17 protein-coding genes and 1 tRNA gene are annotated in these 17344 nt (G+C 33.0%); 9 read left to right on the plus strand and 9 right to left on the minus strand.

The genetic code is table 11. The annotated features are described in order from the left end of the window. Positions 1 to 289: 289 nt before the first annotated feature. The 4 genes from ACFE0M_RS16250 to ACFE0M_RS16265 all read right to left on the minus strand — a co-directional run bounded on the left by ACFE0M_RS16250 (position 290) and on the right by ACFE0M_RS16265 (position 4803). On the minus strand, positions 290 to 553 hold the full coding sequence (locus ACFE0M_RS16250) for a hypothetical protein (protein ID WP_434546843.1): 264 nt from the start codon (positions 551 to 553) through the stop codon (positions 290 to 292). A gap of 280 nt (positions 554 to 833) precedes the next feature. Then, a complete protein-coding gene (locus tag ACFE0M_RS16255) occupies positions 834 to 3440 on the minus strand; it encodes an ATP-dependent Clp protease ATP-binding subunit (protein WP_434546844.1) in 2607 nt (868 codons plus the stop codon). A gap of 90 nt (positions 3441 to 3530) precedes the next feature. Beyond that, positions 3531 to 4160 (minus strand): WbqC family protein, encoded by a 630-nt coding sequence (locus tag ACFE0M_RS16260; protein WP_434546845.1) that lies wholly within the window; start codon positions 4158 to 4160, stop codon positions 3531 to 3533. Positions 4161 to 4182: 22 nt separating this feature from the next. After that, positions 4183 to 4803 carry an L-threonylcarbamoyladenylate synthase gene (locus ACFE0M_RS16265; RefSeq protein WP_434546846.1) on the minus strand — a complete coding sequence of 207 codons (621 nt, stop codon included), beginning with the start codon at positions 4801 to 4803 and terminating at the stop codon, positions 4183 to 4185. A gap of 94 nt (positions 4804 to 4897) precedes the next feature. On the opposite strand from ACFE0M_RS16265, the gene mltG reads away from it, so the two are divergent. The 4 genes from mltG (at position 4898) to ACFE0M_RS16285 (ending at position 7444) form a co-directional block, all read left to right on the plus strand. Then, positions 4898 to 5932 (plus strand): endolytic transglycosylase MltG, encoded by a 1035-nt coding sequence (mltG, locus tag ACFE0M_RS16270; protein WP_434546847.1) that lies wholly within the window; start codon positions 4898 to 4900, stop codon positions 5930 to 5932. 4 nt (positions 5933 to 5936) lie between these two features. Next, positions 5937 to 6341, plus strand: coding sequence for an acyl-CoA thioesterase (locus tag ACFE0M_RS16275; RefSeq protein ID WP_434546848.1), 405 nt, complete (start codon positions 5937 to 5939; stop codon positions 6339 to 6341). Next, on the plus strand, positions 6338 to 7273 hold the full coding sequence (locus ACFE0M_RS16280) for a YihY/virulence factor BrkB family protein (protein WP_434546849.1): 936 nt from the start codon (positions 6338 to 6340) through the stop codon (positions 7271 to 7273). Before ACFE0M_RS16275 ends, ACFE0M_RS16280 begins: the two co-directional genes overlap by 4 nt. An 86-nt stretch (positions 7274 to 7359) precedes the next feature. Continuing rightward, positions 7360 to 7444 (plus strand) — tRNA-Ser (locus ACFE0M_RS16285). A gap of 186 nt (positions 7445 to 7630) precedes the next feature. Here the strand turns inward: ACFE0M_RS16285 and ACFE0M_RS16290 are convergent. Continuing rightward, positions 7631 to 8014: a hypothetical protein gene (locus ACFE0M_RS16290; protein ID WP_434546850.1), complete on the minus strand. Its 384-nt coding sequence runs from the start codon at positions 8012 to 8014 to the stop codon at positions 7631 to 7633. A gap of 313 nt (positions 8015 to 8327) precedes the next feature. Further along, positions 8328 to 8573 (minus strand): hypothetical protein, encoded by a 246-nt coding sequence (locus ACFE0M_RS16295; RefSeq protein WP_434546851.1) that lies wholly within the window; start codon positions 8571 to 8573, stop codon positions 8328 to 8330. A gap of 518 nt (positions 8574 to 9091) precedes the next feature. Here ACFE0M_RS16295 and ACFE0M_RS16300 point away from each other — a divergent pair. From ACFE0M_RS16300 to ACFE0M_RS16320, 5 genes are all read left to right on the plus strand, one after another. Continuing rightward, positions 9092 to 9523: a type I restriction enzyme subunit R domain-containing protein gene (locus tag ACFE0M_RS16300; RefSeq protein ID WP_434546852.1), complete on the plus strand. Its 432-nt coding sequence runs from the start codon at positions 9092 to 9094 to the stop codon at positions 9521 to 9523. After that, on the plus strand, positions 9523 to 9777 hold the full coding sequence (locus ACFE0M_RS16305) for a hypothetical protein (protein ID WP_434546853.1): 255 nt from the start codon (positions 9523 to 9525) through the stop codon (positions 9775 to 9777). Before ACFE0M_RS16300 ends, ACFE0M_RS16305 begins: the two co-directional genes overlap by 1 nt. A 69-nt stretch (positions 9778 to 9846) precedes the next feature. Continuing rightward, complete coding sequence (locus ACFE0M_RS16310) at positions 9847 to 10704, plus strand: DUF3387 domain-containing protein (protein WP_434546878.1); 858 nt, start codon at positions 9847 to 9849, stop codon at positions 10702 to 10704. A gap of 110 nt (positions 10705 to 10814) precedes the next feature. Continuing rightward, positions 10815 to 12071, plus strand: coding sequence for an efflux RND transporter periplasmic adaptor subunit (locus tag ACFE0M_RS16315; RefSeq protein WP_434546854.1), 1257 nt, complete (start codon positions 10815 to 10817; stop codon positions 12069 to 12071). A gap of 17 nt (positions 12072 to 12088) precedes the next feature. Continuing rightward, the gene (locus ACFE0M_RS16320) at positions 12089 to 12787 is read left to right on the plus strand and encodes an ABC transporter ATP-binding protein (RefSeq protein ID WP_434546855.1); all 699 of its coding nucleotides are present in this window, start codon (positions 12089 to 12091) and stop codon (positions 12785 to 12787) included. A gap of 79 nt (positions 12788 to 12866) precedes the next feature. Here ACFE0M_RS16320 and ACFE0M_RS16325 read toward each other — a convergent pair whose 3' ends face one another. Genes ACFE0M_RS16325 through ACFE0M_RS16335 form a run of 3 tightly spaced genes read right to left on the minus strand, consistent with a single transcriptional unit; the run spans position 12867 to position 17116 of the window. Next, positions 12867 to 15224 carry an ABC transporter permease gene (locus ACFE0M_RS16325; protein WP_434546856.1) on the minus strand — a complete coding sequence of 786 codons (2358 nt, stop codon included), beginning with the start codon at positions 15222 to 15224 and terminating at the stop codon, positions 12867 to 12869. A gap of 9 nt (positions 15225 to 15233) precedes the next feature. Next, entirely contained in the window at positions 15234 to 16076 is an 843-nt protein-coding gene (locus tag ACFE0M_RS16330) for a hypothetical protein (RefSeq protein WP_434546857.1), read from the minus strand. Positions 16077 to 16078: 2 nt separating this feature from the next. After that, positions 16079 to 17116 carry a hypothetical protein gene (locus ACFE0M_RS16335; protein ID WP_434546858.1) on the minus strand — a complete coding sequence of 346 codons (1038 nt, stop codon included), beginning with the start codon at positions 17114 to 17116 and terminating at the stop codon, positions 16079 to 16081. Between the last annotated feature and the right edge of the window lie 228 nt (positions 17117 to 17344).

Genomic DNA, 17344 nt, shown 5'->3' on the forward strand with positions numbered 1-17344 from the left:
TTCCCACCCGCTTATTAAGCTTCGCTTAATGTTGGGTTTGCATTTTATAGGTTTATTATCAGGTGATTGATACTGATTTATAAAAAAGGAAAAGAATAAATCTTGTAAGGTGATGGAATTGGCAAACATGCCCTCCTGTCTCGGGGGTGGAGGTTTGGGAAAAAGCGCAGGCATCCCACGATAATTTGCAAAACAGTTTATCGTGGAAACTGTAGCCTAACTACTCCTTGGAGGTTCGAATCCTCCCCTTACAGCTAATATCCACCGAAGCTTTAGCCTAGATGGGTATTTACCTATAAAGATAAATCCCGTTAAAATTAGATTTACTCATATTGCAGGTTTGAACACCCTGAGCAAGAAAATGGAATAAAATTTCTTTAGCTTCATCTATACCACACTTCTGATAAGTTATTTCATCCTTAACGTTTAAGAGTGAAGCCCTCTCCAATGAAGCAATCCCTATTTTCCATTCATTAGTATCCCCTTCACTTAATTCAATTATGCTATTAAATTTATCTATGATTGTTGTTTTTTTTGAGATAGTCGTATGCATGATTTAGTGATTTATTGTAATGTAAATTTCGACTAAACTCATTATATTTCAAAATAACTCTATATTTTATCGTTTAAATGCAATATTAAGCCCATCAGTTTAAATTATAGTAGGATATATAAAGAGATTTACAGATGTAAGTTTTGGTTAGATTGACAAATAGTTGGTAGGATACTATATATTTTAATCTTCGATTAAAATGGATAGATTCCTGCCTTCGCAGGAATGAAGCATGGAAAAAAGGAATTAGATTTATGATTATCTCAAAAAAAGAGGCTGATTAATCAGCCTCTTTTTTGTTTTCTTGGTTAGCGTCCTCTTTACTTCCGTCTTTTTTCTTACCCTCCTTTTTCTTATCTTCTTTCTTCTTTTTCTTAGACTTGATAAAGAGTGTTTCTGCTTTACCATCATGATCCGCTATGATGGAATCACCCATTTTGATATTTTCATTTAAGATTTCTTCTGCAACTAAGTCTTCCAAATATTTCTGAATAGCCCTGTTCAATGGCCTTGCACCATATTGTTGGTCATATCCTTTCTTAGATAAGAAATCTTTAGCAGCATCCGTTAAATCAATATCATAACCTAAAGACAACATTCTGTCAAAGACTTTTTTCAATGAGATGTCAATGATTTTATGTAAATGTTCTCTCTCAAGGTGATTAAATACAATCACATCATCCAATCTATTCAAGAATTCAGGGCTAAATGCCTTCTTCAATGCATTTTGAATGGTAGATTTCATCACCTCATTGGAATTGTTGTCTTTTGCACTGTTGGCAAATCCAATTCCTGCTCCAAAATCTTTCAAGTCACGAACTCCAATATTGGAGGTCATAATGATAATAGTATTTCTAAAATCAACTCTTCTTCCCAATCCGTCTGTTAAAATACCATCATCTAATACCTGTAATAATAAATTGAATACATCTGGATGCGCTTTTTCAATCTCATCTAAAAGCACAACTGAATAGGGCTTCCTTCTCACTTTTTCGGTTAACTGACCGCCTTCTTCATAGCCAACATAGCCCGGAGGCGCTCCAACTAATCTCGAAACGGAGAATTTCTCCATATATTCACTCATATCAATTCTAATGAGCGCATCTTCTTTATCGAATAAATAAGTAGAAAGTACTTTCGCCAGCTCAGTTTTACCAACACCTGTTGGGCCTAAGAAAACAAATGAACCGATTGGTTTTTTCGGGTCTTTAAGACCAATTCTAGTTCTTTGAATGGCTTTAGATAGTTTACCTATTGCTTCATCCTGACCAATAACTTGCTTTTTCAAGTCATCGCCCATTCCTTTGAGTTTCACGCTTTCATTTTGTGCAACTCGCTTAGTAGGAACTCCCGTCATCATGGCGATTACCTCAGCTACATTTTCTTCCGTTACGGTATAACGTTTAGCCTTGGTTTCTTCTTCCCATTTTCTTTTTTCGGTTTCCAACTCTTCAATGAGTTTCTTTTCAGTATCTCTTAATCGTGCGGCTTCCTCATATTTCTGGCTTCTGACCACCTGATTTTTCTCTTTCTTGATGTCCTCAATGGAAGCTTCTAATTTTACGATAGAATCAGGAACATGAATATTGTTCAAGTGTACTCTTGCACCTGCTTCATCCATTACATCAATGGCTTTATCTGGCAAAAACCTATCAGAAATGTATCTATCACTCAGTTTTACGCATGATTCAATGGCTTCATCGGTGAAGTTAACATTATGATGTTCCTCGTATTTATCCTTGATATTAGCTAGGATTTCTACTGTTTCCTCAGGAGTTGTAGCATCCACCATTACCATTTGGAAACGTCTTGCCAAAGCACCATCTTTTTCTATGTATTGGCGATACTCATCCAAGGTCGTGGCACCAATACATTGTATTTCTCCTCTGGCTAATGCTGGTTTGAACATATTGCTGGCGTCCAAAGAACCTGAAGCCCCGCCTGCACCCACAATAGTGTGCAGCTCATCAATGAATAAAATTACGTTAGGAGATTTCTCCAACTCATTCATAACGGCTTTCATCCTTTCCTCAAACTGACCTCTATATTTTGTCCCGGCAACCAATGATGCCAAGTCTAAAGTCACCACCCTTTTATTAAAAAGAACTCTTGAAACTTTCCTTTGAATAATTCTTAATGCTAGACCTTCCGCTATGGCAGTTTTACCAACACCTGGCTCACCGATTAGAATTGGATTATTTTTCTTCCTTCTGGATAAAATTTGGGCAACTCGCTCAATTTCTTTTTCACGGCCAACTATAGGGTCTAATTTATCTTCTTCCGCCATTTTGGTTAAATCGCGTCCGAAATTATCCAGAACCGGAGTTTTAGATTTTTCACTTGTTTTAGAACCTCCGGTACCTCCACTACTAGTTTCTCTGGATCCACTCCCAAAAATTTTACCTGAATCTTCCTCGCTATCATCTGTATCAGATGATGCCATAGGGTTTTGAGTTTGATATTCTAAAAGCTCTTTAATGACATCATAATTTACATCAAATTTCTCCATCACTTGAGAAGCGATGTTGTCCTCGTCTCTAAGGATAGATAGTAATAAATGTTCAGTACCAATTAATTGACTTTTAAAGATTTTTGCTTCCAAATAAGTAATTTTCAATACTTTTTCGGATTGTTTTGTCAGCGGTATATTGGCAAGGTTTTTTACGTTATTTGTAGCGGTTCCTCTTGTGCTTCTTTCTAATTCCCCTCGAAGTTCATCGAGCGAAACGCCAAGCTTTTTCAAAAGACTGATCGCCACGCCTTCCCCTTCTCTTACCATTCCTAATAGTAAGTGTTCTGTACCAATATAGTCATGGCCTAATCTAAGCGCCTCTTCACGGCTCAAAGAAATTACCTCTTTAACTCTGTTTGAAAATTTTGCTTCCATATGCTTACTGCTCGATATTCTTGACTTATGCCCTAAAGCATGTTTAAATGTAACTATTATAAAAACTAAATAAAAAACCTAAGGTTTAATTTATTTAAAAATTGACTGCCGAATGACATTTCTTGCATTCGGTCCCTCATTCATCAACAAATCTATAACACTTAAGTTCGGTTCAAAATTGTTGCCAAAATTCTGACCGTAGGCTGTAGGTTTATAAAATTGATTTAAATAATTAGGTTTTTTAGGGTGTATTAACGATCTGACATCCATAACGTTTCCTAAAATATTTTTCTCATAACTGACGCTTTCGGTTATTTTGAGTTTTTGCCCTGTGATTTTAAGACAGATTGTCAGTAAATCCATGTTTAGGTCCCACAAAAACTTATAGTTCTTTTCATAAATAACTTTGAACTCATCTGCAAAGAACTCGAAAAATGGGGATTTTCCATAGCAAGTTTGAATGCTCCTCCAATGTTTTTTATTCCATTTTTGGCTATTGTCTATTTTAATATCTTTGGTTTTAATTTTTTTGTTGGCTCCTTGTAAGGGAACAGTCAAAATCTCGATTTGTTGTGAGGAGAGTAGATGACATCGGTTTCTATAAGTTTGCTTTTCAAAAAATTCTTGGGCTTCTAAAATGAGTTTTTCTTTGCCTTGCAAGTTTGAGAAAAAGGCAATGGAAGGTAAATATTGTAATTCTATTAAAATGGAATTATGCATGTAAAATAATATTGCTTGAAATTTATAAAATAATTTCACCAAGGCCTTCTCTAACAATTTCAGCAGGCTCCGTAGTGCAATCAATTACAGTTGAAGGATTATTGTTTCCGTATCCACCATCAATGACCACATCTACCAAATTCTTGAAGTTTTCATAAATTTCCTCAGGGTCTGTTGGGTACTCCACAATATCATCCTCTTTGAGTGATGTGGTGATCAAAGGATTGCCCAGCGCTTTCACGATGGCAATTGGGATTTTATTATCAGGAATCCTGATGCCGACCGTTTTTTTATTGGCATTTACGATTTTCGGCACATTGCTGTTAGCAGGAAGAATAAAAGTAAACGGCCCCGGAAGGTTTTTCTTCATCAACTTAAAGGTTGGGGTCGATAAATTTTTCACATAATCGGATATATGGCTCATATCCTCACAAATAAAGGAAAGATTGATTTTTCCCGGCTTAATACCTTTTACCCAACATAATTTGTCAATGGCTTTTCTGTTGGTCAAATCACAACCTAAGCCATAAATAGTGTCAGTTGGATAAATAATTACACCCCCATCTTTTAAGATGTCCACTATCTGCTGGATTTTCCTCGGGTCGGGGTTTTCTTCAAATAATTTGATAAATTCTGCTGCCATACACAATATTAATCAATTTGAAATTAATTAGAATAGTTTAAGCCCAAACAAAATCCTTAAATTTGCGCTTTCAATTGTGTGAATTTATAATTTTATGAAGCGTAATAAATTTCTAATAGGATTTATAGTAGTATTTTCTATTCTGGTCACCTCATTTGTTTTCTATTTTTATCAAGTATTTTTTGCTGAAAATATTTTAGTGGAAAAAGGAGATGAAGTCATTCTTATAAAAGAAGACATGGACTTCCAAGATTTGCAAGATATTGTTTATGACAGGGGTATAGTGAATGATATGTTGTCCTTCAGCTTTGTGGCCAAGCTTTTGGATTATCAAGAAAACATGAAGCCCGGGCTTTATCTGATGAAAAAGGACATGACCAATCTGCAGGCCATCAGAATGCTGAGGGCTGGCGAGCAGACACCTACTACCACCACTTTCAATAATGTTCGCCTTAAGCCAGATTTGGCAGGTAAGATCACAGATAATTTACAAGCTGATTCTGTTGAGTTTTTAGCATTATTAAACAATGATTCTTTAATCAATGCTTATGGATTTACACAAGACAATATCTTGAGTATGTTTATCCCCAATACCTATGAGGTATATTATACCATTTCCGAGCAAAGATTATTTGATAAAATGTATAGTGAATATCAAAGATTTTGGAATGGAGAAAGAAGGCAAAAAGCAGAAGCGCTAGGACTTTCCCCAACAGAAGTAAGCGCTTTGGCCTCAATAGTTCAAGCGGAAACTATTCAACCAGATGAAAGGCCTAAAGTTGCAGAAGTTTATTTAAACCGATTGGAGAGAAATATGCGTTTGCAGGCTGACCCCGCTTTAGTTTATGCAGTTGGTGATTTCACTATTAAAAGGGTTTTGAATGTGCATAAAGAGGTTGATTCGCCCTACAATTTATATAAGTATAAAGGGCTGCCTCCTGGCCCCATAAATCTGCCTGAAATTGAGTCCATAGATGCCGTGCTTGATCCTGAGGAACATAATTACCTTTATTTTTGTGCGAAACCTGATTTTTCAGGCTATCATGCGTTTGCTACTAATTTGAGGCAACATAATTTCAATGCAAGGGCATATCAGAATGCTTTAAACAAATCGAGAATTTATAAATAAGTTTATGTATCAATTTGAACATAAAATTAGGGTCAGATATGCCGAGACCGACCAAATGGGCTATGTGTATTACGGAAATTACGCCACTTATTTTGAGGTTGCTAGGGCAGAATCCATCAGAAGCCTGGGTTTATCCTACAGGGAAATAGAAGAAGAAGGAGTTATAATGCCTGTTTTGGAAAATTATTCCAAGTATTTAAGACCCGCTCGATATGATGATGAATTGACTATAGAATTATCAATTCCAAAATTACCTGATACCAGAATTCGCTATGAATACCAGGTTTTTAAGGAAGGTAAATTAATTCATAAAGGCTATACGGTTTTAGTTTTTGTGGATAGAAATACGGGAAAACCTTGTCAAATGCCTGAAATTTTGACTAAAATTATACATCCTTTTTTCGAATGAAATTTAAATACCTAAGAATTATATTATCCATAGGCTTTTTAAGAAGGTTCATCCACTTCTTAAAAAGAAAGCGTCTAAAAAGGAGTGGGGTTTCCTATTTTACGCTCATCAAGATTTTTATTGATGAGTTAAGTGATCATAATTTAATAGAAAGAGCCAATAATGTAGCTTTTCAGTTTACCTTGGCTATTTTCCCTGCTATTATATTTTTGTTTACGCTTATCCCTTATTTGCCAATTGAAAATTTACAGCAGGAGGTCATGGGCTTGTTGGAAGAAACCATGCCGGCTTCTGTATATGAAGTGGCACAATCAACTATCGTTGATATTTTATCGAAGTCGAGAGGAGATTTGCTTTCTGTGGGTTTCATCTTTGCGCTTTATTTTGCCACTAACGGTACCAGTGCGTTGATGACTGCTTTTAATCAAACTTATAGGACAAAAGATAGTAGAGGATTTGTGAAAGCTAAAGCCATTGCTATAGGCCTTACGTTTTTGTTGGCCTTTGTTCTAGTTATCTCTATTGTGTTGCTTATTGTAGCTCAACAACTCATATATTTCTTGGAGGATTTTGGAATTATAAGCGATAGTTTCGAGGTCTATATTTTTATAGGTTTGAGATTTTTGGTGATATTTTTCTTATTCCAAATTGCGATTTCGGTTATTTATTATTGGGCGCCTGCCATTCACAAAAGATGGCATTTCTTTAATCCGGGCTCAATTTTGGCCACCTTTTTATGTTTGGCAGTATCTTTTGGTTTTTCCTTTTATATCAACAATTTCGGAACCTATAATAAGCTTTATGGGTCTATAGGCGCGCTGATAGCCATTATGATTTGGTTCTCTTTTTTATCCTTGTTTTTAATTATAGGATTAGAATTGAATGTGAGTCTGGAGAAGGCAAAAAAGAAGAATGAAATTAAGGCTGAGTAATATTTTTTAGCATTCCGTTTGCACAAAAAATATTTTCGCCTACATTTGCAATCCGATTCGCATAAAGCAAATCATTTTATTGATTTAGAGGCGTGGCAGAGTGGTCGATCGCGTTGGTCTTGAAAACCAATGTACCGCGAGGTACCGGGGGTTCGAATCCCTCCGCCTCTGCATAGTTAAACCGTAATTACATTGATATTCAATGAGTTACGGTTTTTTATTTCCTATCGTGCCAACATACTGCCAACAATTACAGAAAAACCCTCATTATTAAGTTTTCGGAAACCATAAAAAAGGAATAGTGTACACTATTAAAAAAAGAAAGTATCTAGTGGGGTAACGTTTCTATTTATTAAATCATTTTATTGGTGTCATCATTATTTCTTTTCCCATAATTGTACCTTTGTAGATGAGTATAGTATCGTTCTTATTATAAAATCTATCATTGTCGGGGTTGTCAATCAGTCCATAACCTAACATTAGGGTGTCTCCCTCAATCTTCCAATTAGATTCTGTTAAGTTTTTACCCCCACTAGCTGAAGAAGAAACGAAACTCCCATCAGATTTAAAATCATAATTTATTTCTGGTAGAGACGTAATTGTCATAGTTGAAGTATCTTTCTCTATGGGTGTCATTTTCCATTTCCCTATTAGGAATTCAGCGTTTTCAGAGTTTTGATTACATGATGCCAGAATGAAAAATGCGGATAAAATTAGTGAGTAATTGAAAATAGTTTTCATGAAGTTTTAGTTTGTTGATTTAAAAGTAGCGTATTTTAATTATTTATGATTGTTAATAAAAGAAATTGTACACTATAAAAAAAAGATAGATCGTACTGACTAGGGGGTGCGTATCAACCCTTATAATGATTTATGTAAAACCTCTTTACCTAGCTCATATTCGTTTCACCCAATTTTTTAGGGTAGGGGTATGTAAAGGTTTTTTGGTGGCCATTACGCGCGCGAACAGATAGTGAAATATTATCTGCATACGTGCGAACAGATATCCCCGAAGTTTTACACGTGCGAACAGATACCCACAAAGTCGGATTAATTAATTAAACTTTTTTAATGTATCCTCATAAAATGGCAGTCGTATCTGATTGTAATTTCTGCCTTTATTGTTGTGGTAATTATTTCTAAGGTTATGCGCTATTTCCTTAATCTGGATTGTCTCCTCCTCTAAATGCCATGCAACACAAAGAAAGATTTCATTTAAATGTTTATTAACCTCTGGAAAGTTTTCTTTGTAGTGTCTGATCCCAGTAGTGGAAAGGAAAAAACTATCTGGTTTCTGCATTGAAATATTATAGCCAGTTACTTTGGATATTCTTTCTAGGGGTGTGTTTATTCTATTTCCTATTATAGGCTGAATTAGCATACCCCCCCTTTATAAAGTTCATTGAATTTAGATTCAAGTTTCTTAGTAATTTGTTGTAACACATTGTCAGAATAATATTTGATGTATTGGTTTAATAGATTCCTATGTTTATCATAAGAAGAGTTTTTCTTTTCTCTGATTAACCTGCCCCAATAGTTTCTATCCTTATAATTAAATAGCCTCTTTGAATCGTGTTTGATTGTAAAATCATAGAATAGGGAAATAGATAACTGTTCAATTAAATCATTAAGAAATAAACTCTGGTCAAAGTGCATTAAATCGAGAAGAGTGGTAATATTAAACTTTTTGCGAATATAAACTCCCGTAGTATTTAACTCTATTCTTAAAATATCATTAGGTAGTAAGTATCTACTTTTAAATTGTTTCTGTTTGTCGTAGATCTTTATTCTGTAATTGTCGTGTTTGACCTGTAAATAGTGTCCCTCCGTTGTGGTAGCTGTTCTTTCAAATGGTTTCTACGGCTTAAAAAGGTAGCCAAAGATATTATTTTTCATTATGAAGAGCGAGTGAATAGCGGATTGGAGGGTAAGGCTATGATAGTGGCCATGAGCCGTCAAATTGCAGTGGATTTGTATAAGGAAATTATCAATATTCGTCCGCACTGGCATGATGAGCAATTGGATAAGGGTGCAATTAAGGTGGTGATGACCGCAGCTTCCTCCGATGGCCCCGATATGATGAAACATCATACCACCAAAGACCAAAGAAGGCTTTTTGCTGATCTGATGAAAGATACTTCTGATTCATTGAAGCTGGTGATAGTAAGAGATATGTGGTTAACTGGTTTTGATGCACCAAGCATGCATACATTATATACATTGATAAGCCTATTAAAGGGCATAATTTGATGCAAGCCATTGCCCGTGTAAATCGGGTGTATAAAGATAAACCGGGTGGACTGGTAGTGGATTACTTTGGTATTGCTTCAGATTTAAAGAAAGCACTTTCTTTTTATTCGGATAGTGGTGGAAAAGGAGATCCTGCCGAAGCACAAGAGAAAGCAGTGCAGTTGATGTTGGAAAAGCTGGAAGTAGTCTCACAATTTTTCAATGAAAAGTCTCGAATGGAAACTGAAACATATCCGATGGCAGCAGAGCCTTAGGCATCCTACGGCAAACCTTTTGCCTATGAAGAGTATTTCGATGCTGACGTAAAAAAGAAGCTAGAACTTATTTTATCGGCTGTAGATCATGTCTTGAGTTTGGATGATGGCAAAAACAGATATGTCCGAGAGGTCACAGCCTTATCCAAAACTTTTGCAATTGCACTTCCTCATGAAGAAGCGATGGATGCCAAAGATGAAATAGCCTTTTTTCAAGCAGTTAAGGCAAGGATTCAAAAGTTTGATATTAGAGCACAGTCAGGTGGTAAATCAGATTACGAGATTGAAATTGCCATTAAGCAAGTGGTGGATCAAGCCATTGTTTCGGAACAGGTAGTTGATATTTTCGATGCAGCAGGGATTAAAAAGCCTGAGCTATCAGTACTGGATGATGACTTCTTGGAGGAAATGCGAGACATGAAGCATAAGAATCTTGCACTGGAAGTATTGAAGAAACTCCTCAATGATGAAATTAAGGTGAGGTCAAAGCATAATGTGGTGCAGAGTAGATCCTTAATGGAAATGCTGGAATCCTCCATAAAGCGATATCAGAATAATTTGATTTCAGCTGCAGAAATCATACAGGAAATGATTGAACTGGCTAAGGAAATAAAAGCAGCTGATAATAGAGGTGATCTGCTAGGCTTGTCGAAAGATGAACTCGCTTTTTATGATGCAGTAGCCAATAACCAAAGTGCTAAAGACTTGCTAGGAGATGACACCCTTTTAAAACTAGCCCAAGTACCGGTTGAGCGTGTCAGAGAGAATGCCAGTATCGACTGGACAGTAAAAGAATCGGTTAAAAAGAAGCTGAAAGTAATAGTAAAGCGAACACTGAGACAGTACGGCTATCCACCTGATTTACAAAAGCTGGCTACTGATACGGTATTGCAGCAGGCGGAGGCTTTGGCTGAGTTTTGGAGTTGATACTATTATAAAAGAATAAATTAAATATTGAATCATAACGGACTATGTTATTAATTTCTTTTGATTTACTTTGCAAGAGTAAACATGATTGATTTTTTAAGGTTAGATTAATGGATAAAGTATTAGTAAAGAATAAATGGTCGATTAAAAGACTTTTATTGACCATTTTAATAGTAATTGTATTATTGTTGGCTCTTTACAGGTTATTGTTTGTAGACAATAGATCAATTATAACAATAAACAAAGATGATATAAATATCGCCAGCGTAAAAAAAGCAGATTTCAAAGACTTCATAACAGTTAATGGCAAGATTGAACCATGTAAATCGTTTTTTTTAGATGCAATTGAAGGTGGTATAGTTAATAAGATTTACAAAGAATCCGGAGCTATCTTAAAGATTGGGGATACTATTATTACTTTAAATAATTCAAATCTCCAGTTGGAAGTGATGCAACGTGAGACCCAACTGTATGAACAAATAAACAACCTAAGGCAAACACGTTTACTTTTAGATCAAAACGATTTGAGTCAACAGGCACAGCTGGCAGAAATTGATTACCAATTAAATATTCTTCAACCTCAATATTACAGAATGAGTAAGTTATATGATCAAAAGCTTATCTCTGACCAAGAATTTGAGGGAATAGAAGAAAAATATCAGTATAATATTCGTAGAAAGTCTCTTACCTATAAAAGCTATCAAAATGATTCCGTTGCTCGGTCATTTCAACTTAGGCAATTAGAGAAATCTGAGAAACGCATGTTGAAGAGCTTAGATGCTGTTGGTAAAATCCTACACAATTTAACACTTAAAGCACAGATAAATGGACAATTAGAATCCCCAAAATTAGAGGTGGGACAATCAGTAACGTCAGGGCAGAGACTTGGACAAATAGACGTTATGGAAGACTTTATTGTAAAGGTAGAAATTGATGAACATTACTTATCTAGAATTAATCTAGGTTTAAAAGGAATCATGTCGTTCTCCAGTGATGAATATCAATTAGAAATAAGTAAAATTTATCCTGCAATTTTTGATGGTATATTTTTAGTTGATATGAAGTTTGCTATTGATAAACCCAATGACCTACGTAGAGGACAAGCTGTACGTATAAAATTAGAGCTTGGATCTACAGAAAAAGCACTATTGTTACCGACTGGTAATTTTTATAACTCCACTGGTGGAAATTGGATATTTAAGATCAAAGATGACGGTGAATATGCCGAAAAGCATGAAATAAGATTAGGTCGAAAGAATGAAAATTATTATGAAATTCTAAGTGGTTTAACAGAGGGGGAGAGAATAATTATATCTGAATATGAGAATTTCAAAAATTTCGAAAAAATCAAAATCAAAATCAAATAAACTAATAAAAAAATAAGATGACCAGAATAATAGAGATAAAAAATTTAACAAAAAAATTCAGAACAGAAGAAATAGAAACAACAGCCTTAAATAATGTTAATATAACTATCCAAAGGGGTGAGTTTGTAGCAATAATGGGTCCTTCAGGCTGTGGAAAGTCTACTTTACTCAATATATTAGGAATGTTAGATTGTCCTAACTCTGGAGAATACTTCTTTTTAGATTCTGAGGTTTCTAATTATAATGAAAGAAAACTTTCTAAAATAAGGAAGGGTGAGATTGGATTTGTTTTTCAAAGCTTTAACCTAATTGAAGAACTAACTGTCTTTGAAAATGTTGAATTACCTTTACAATATCTAATGATACCTTCTACTGAACGTAGAGACAGAGTTGAACAAGTTCTAAAAAAAATGGATATTTTACATCGGAAAAAACATTTTCCTCAACAATTATCAGGGGGACAACAACAAAGAGTTGCTATATCAAGAGCTCTAGTAACGAGCCCTGCAATAATTCTTGCAGATGAACCTACAGGCAATCTAGATTCGTCAAATGGCGAAGAGGTAATGAAGCTCCTTAAATCTTTAAATGAGGAAGGGACAACAATAATTATGGTAACTCACTCATCCAATGATTCAAAATATGCTCGCAGAATTATTAAATTATTAGATGGAAAGGTGGTTAATCAGGATGAGGTAAAATCTTTCCAAGTTTAGAAGATTTTTCGCTAAAGTAGAATCTTATTAATTTCAATTTTCGATCATTCTTATATTCGGAAAATATAATAAATTATTTTTATTCATGTCTCAGATATTTGATAGGGTTAGTATTTATTACAGTTAAAATAAACTTCGATAAGGTTACTATAGTTATCAGGCTTACTATGAGTACCATTTGAATAAATGTGAATATTTCAAAAGTCCATTCTGTTTTATATACAATCTTAAATAACCAAGACATAGAATAAATAGAAAAAGCACTTCCAATAATAATTGCTAGAATAACAATTCTTAAAACATCTCTCGAAACATCCATCACTAATGTCAAATTTGATACCCCTAAAACTTTTTTAATACTAAAGGTTTTCATCTTACGAGCAAGACTCAGAGACAACAAAGCGTAAAGTCCCAACACAGAAAGAACAGTTGCAAGAATAGCAAGAAATAAAATAATATTCGAATGACCTTTTAGTATTTTAAAGTATGAGAAATAAACAGATGACTGCACTTTACCCTCTAACTTATTCCCAGTATCCTTTACCCAAACCTCATTCAATTCATTAACGATAAGTTTTGGATCTTTACTTATTGAGTTAACTACAAGAAAATTGTAGTCAATATCAGAGATAATTCTAAAAAATGCAGGTCTAATTGGTTCATTTGGATTTCCAAAAATAAAGTCATTGACTACCCCAACTACATAATATCTTCCCTTATTTATTATAACCGATTTATTTAAAATACTTTTCCATCCCATTTGTTTAACAAATGCCTCATTTACAACAATTGAATTTAAATTAGCCTGATACCCTTGTTCAAAATTTTCACCTTCAATTATATTTAAATCAAGAATATCAAAATAATTTTCTCCCACATCAAATTTACTAGCCTTTATCTGTTTATCGTTTTCTCCCGTAATAAGGGTCTCAATTGAACTAGTCCCTACATGGTGTTTCGTACCAGTTATTGATACCTCATTTGAATATCTATTTTCTAAAATGTTTTTGAGTCTGGAAAAGGACTGATTATCAGATAACTCAATAAACAACAAATTGTCAATTTGATACCCATATTTCTTATTTTGCTCACTATTAACATATTTGAAAATGCTAATTGCACTGAATATCAGAATTATTGAAAAAGTAAATTGAATGATATGTAGAAGCTTAGAAGTCCAATTTTTACCCCCAAATTTCAATTTTCCTTTAAATATTTGAATTATACTAAATGAAGAAATGTAGAAAGCGGGATACGAAATTGAAAGAAAGACAGTAATTAATATTGAAAACGTCAAGATTAACCAGACAAAAGATGAGATCATTTGTAATTTTAATCCAAAATTGAACAATTCATCAAATCCAGGTATTAGAAATATTTTAGCTAATAGTATTCCTATAGTAAATGAAAGAATAATAATAAAAAAATTCTCAATTAAAAATTGAATTACTAGAGCTAGTTTATTTGCTCCATAAATCTTTCTTAACGCTATTTCGTTCAATCTTTTTGAAGAATTGACGACTAATAGATTCGCATTATTCAAACAAGCTATAATTAAAATACTTAAACTAATTAAGATAAGAATTATATCAGTTGAGAAGGATCCAAATCCTTTTCCAATATCAGATTGTATTTTTGATGTTTTAGCACTTAAGTCATTAAGTTGAATTAGATTGAAATGATCAACAATCCAATTGTAATTCAAGGAATTGTTTTCATTTATTAGCAATTCTTGATTACTTAATATTGAGGAAGGAGAGCTATTATTTTTAATTTGAACGAATCCTGCATTAACAAAAGATCGTGGATTATTTTTGTCTATCCCATAATAATCTGTAACGTTGATGTGAAGATATAAATCAAAATCAATAGCAGTAACCTCCTCAAAATCTTCAAACACTCCTTTTACTTTAAAAGATCTATCCAGAGAATTAATATTAATTATTAATTCTTTTCCTATTATATCAATTTGACCAAATAATTTTTGAGCTAAGGATTTACTAATTATAGCATCGTCCACATTATCTAATTCTAAATCACCTTTTAGACGCTTAAATGTAAACATTCTAAAGAAATCTGGATCGACAAACGTGCTCGTTTGACTAAATTCATATTCTTCTTTTATAATATTTGAACTTTCTAGGCTTACTCTAGAATATTTTTCAACACTCTCATTTTCATAGAACATTTTACGAGGAAGTGAAGAAGGAACTATTCCATATTCACTTTTCTCCTCGTTTCTATCCATTACACTTGTAATCATATAGATTTTATCAGCATTCGCATGTATGGATTCAATATTTGACTTAAATGATAGAAATACTGCTATGGTTACAGCTACAGAAATAGCCAGAGTAAGACCTATAATATTAATTAATGAAATGAGCTTGTTTTTATATAGGCTCCTTATACTGCTAAGAAAATATAGTTTAAGCATATTATATTACTAATTTAATTTAGTCATAAGGGTATTTATCTTTTGAAAATATTTCTGATATTGGATTTGGTAATTAAGATTCACATAATTTTCATAATACTTGATATCCTCATCTTTGTTATTAATCTTACTTTTGATCATTAAAATGATTGCTCCTATTATACTATCTTTCTTTAATAAGAGATCATCGGTAATTTTATGACTAAATAAATAAAACTCTTTTTTTAAATTATTTTCATCTAGAATTTTCGTGTAAAAAGAAAGTATGGTTTCAAGACAAAGAATTGTTCTTAGATTTTTATAATTCTCTGATTCATTTAGTACATCCAAATTCTTTAAAAACGGAAGATTTTTTGTGTTACCGGAAATAAGATAATTAATTACTTCGATATAAATCCTTTTAGCAAGAAGTGGTTTTCTTAACACAAAAAAAAGCTGAGACAAATTTAAGTATTGCTGCGCAGTATCGAATAAAATAAAAAGATAGTCTTGATCATATTCTACTATTTGCAAATTATTTTTCATACTTTCAATAATCATTTCCTTTGCTCTAACAGGCTCGTTTTGCTTGAATAAAAAAAGTGAATATGATCTGTAATACACATTATTAGATAACCTAAATAAGTGCAATGACTTTTGTTCAAACTTAGCCGCATAACTATTGGCTTTGTCAAAATAGTGTTTTGCTAAGGTCATATTACCTTCTTTAACTTCGTTTGTGGCAATTGTATAATTCTTGGATATATAGAAAAATGAAATTCTATCCTCGAAACTTAAGTCTCTGTTGATTTTATCTAAGAACTCCATGACAAATAAATCTTTATCAACAAGCTGACTTCTGTTCCACCCCATATTTATAACTTATATCTTTTTTCTAAAATTTCTTTGATTTTCCCCTTGACTGGAGGGCAATTTGGTTCATCATTGTCTCCTAAACTACCACCACAAAGCGGGAATATGTTACAAGATTCACAGGCCTTATTTAATTCATTCTCACACAAATCGTCATACAAAATGCTTTTAAAAGATGATTGATAACTTCCTTTTAAAATATTTTGCAGAAATAGATCCTCCTTATTGCTTCCTGATTTGTTTTTGGGCAATGACGCTTTAGCATCTTCAAAAAAACAGACTCCAGAGTAGTTAGATAAGTTTTTGTAAGCATCAAAATTAAAGTCGAAATCAAATACAAGCCTGTAATTATTTGATAGTTTAATCAGCTTTTCTAAGCTATCAGTATTGATTTGATCTTTAATAACATACACAAATTCTGAATTTTTTAGGTAATGGTTACATCTGACTAATTCTTCATTAAATACTATATAATCATAAATATTTGTTTTATCTATTCTAAAAACCATTTTATTAATTAGAGAATTAAAATTGAATGGCAAATGGTCTGTTAAATTTGAAATGTAATTATTAAGAAATAACTCCAGAGAGATCTTTTGCATATCTTTACAATGAGTATAAAAGCTGTATAGATCTTCCCGAGAGTTTATGGTTAAAAATACATGGTTATTGGTAGGTTTCTCATTGGTTTTATTACAGCCAGCTAAGGTAGACCGTAGTTTAAGTTTTCGATCCTTTTGATAAATACTTTTCTGACAGATAATCTCTGAAAATTCATCCTCATCAATAGGAACTAATATTTCATAATAAATAAGGTTCGTAATGATCTTATCTGGTAAATCAGTGAATTCACTTCGAAAAAGTTTTTCAGTAACATACTTTGTAACCAAAATTGCCTTACCTAATCTCGTAGAAAAAATCATTACTTTGTCTTGATCTGATTTCTCAGGACTATGAAATATGATGTATTTGGATAATTTAAATTGCATTCTTACGGGTAAGATAGGTTTAGATTCGCAATTATAAATAAAATTATCCATTTTAATCTAATTAAATTTCAATATTCTTGAGAATGAATATTTTTCAGGATTTTTTTGTTTTTTATTTTTTTTATATTCTTATTGCGGTGTAATAAATAAAATATATATCAACCAAAATTAAAAACGCACTATCCTCTAAGATTTATTATTAAGATTCTAAGATCCCACCGAAGTAAGCTGTGATTTTATTAATTTAAGCTTTAAGGGCAGTAAGTCAATAAATTTAAT

It is taken from the genome of Marivirga sp. (assembly GCF_051117495.1).
Classification (GTDB): Bacteria; Bacteroidota; Bacteroidia; order Cytophagales; family Cyclobacteriaceae; genus Marivirga.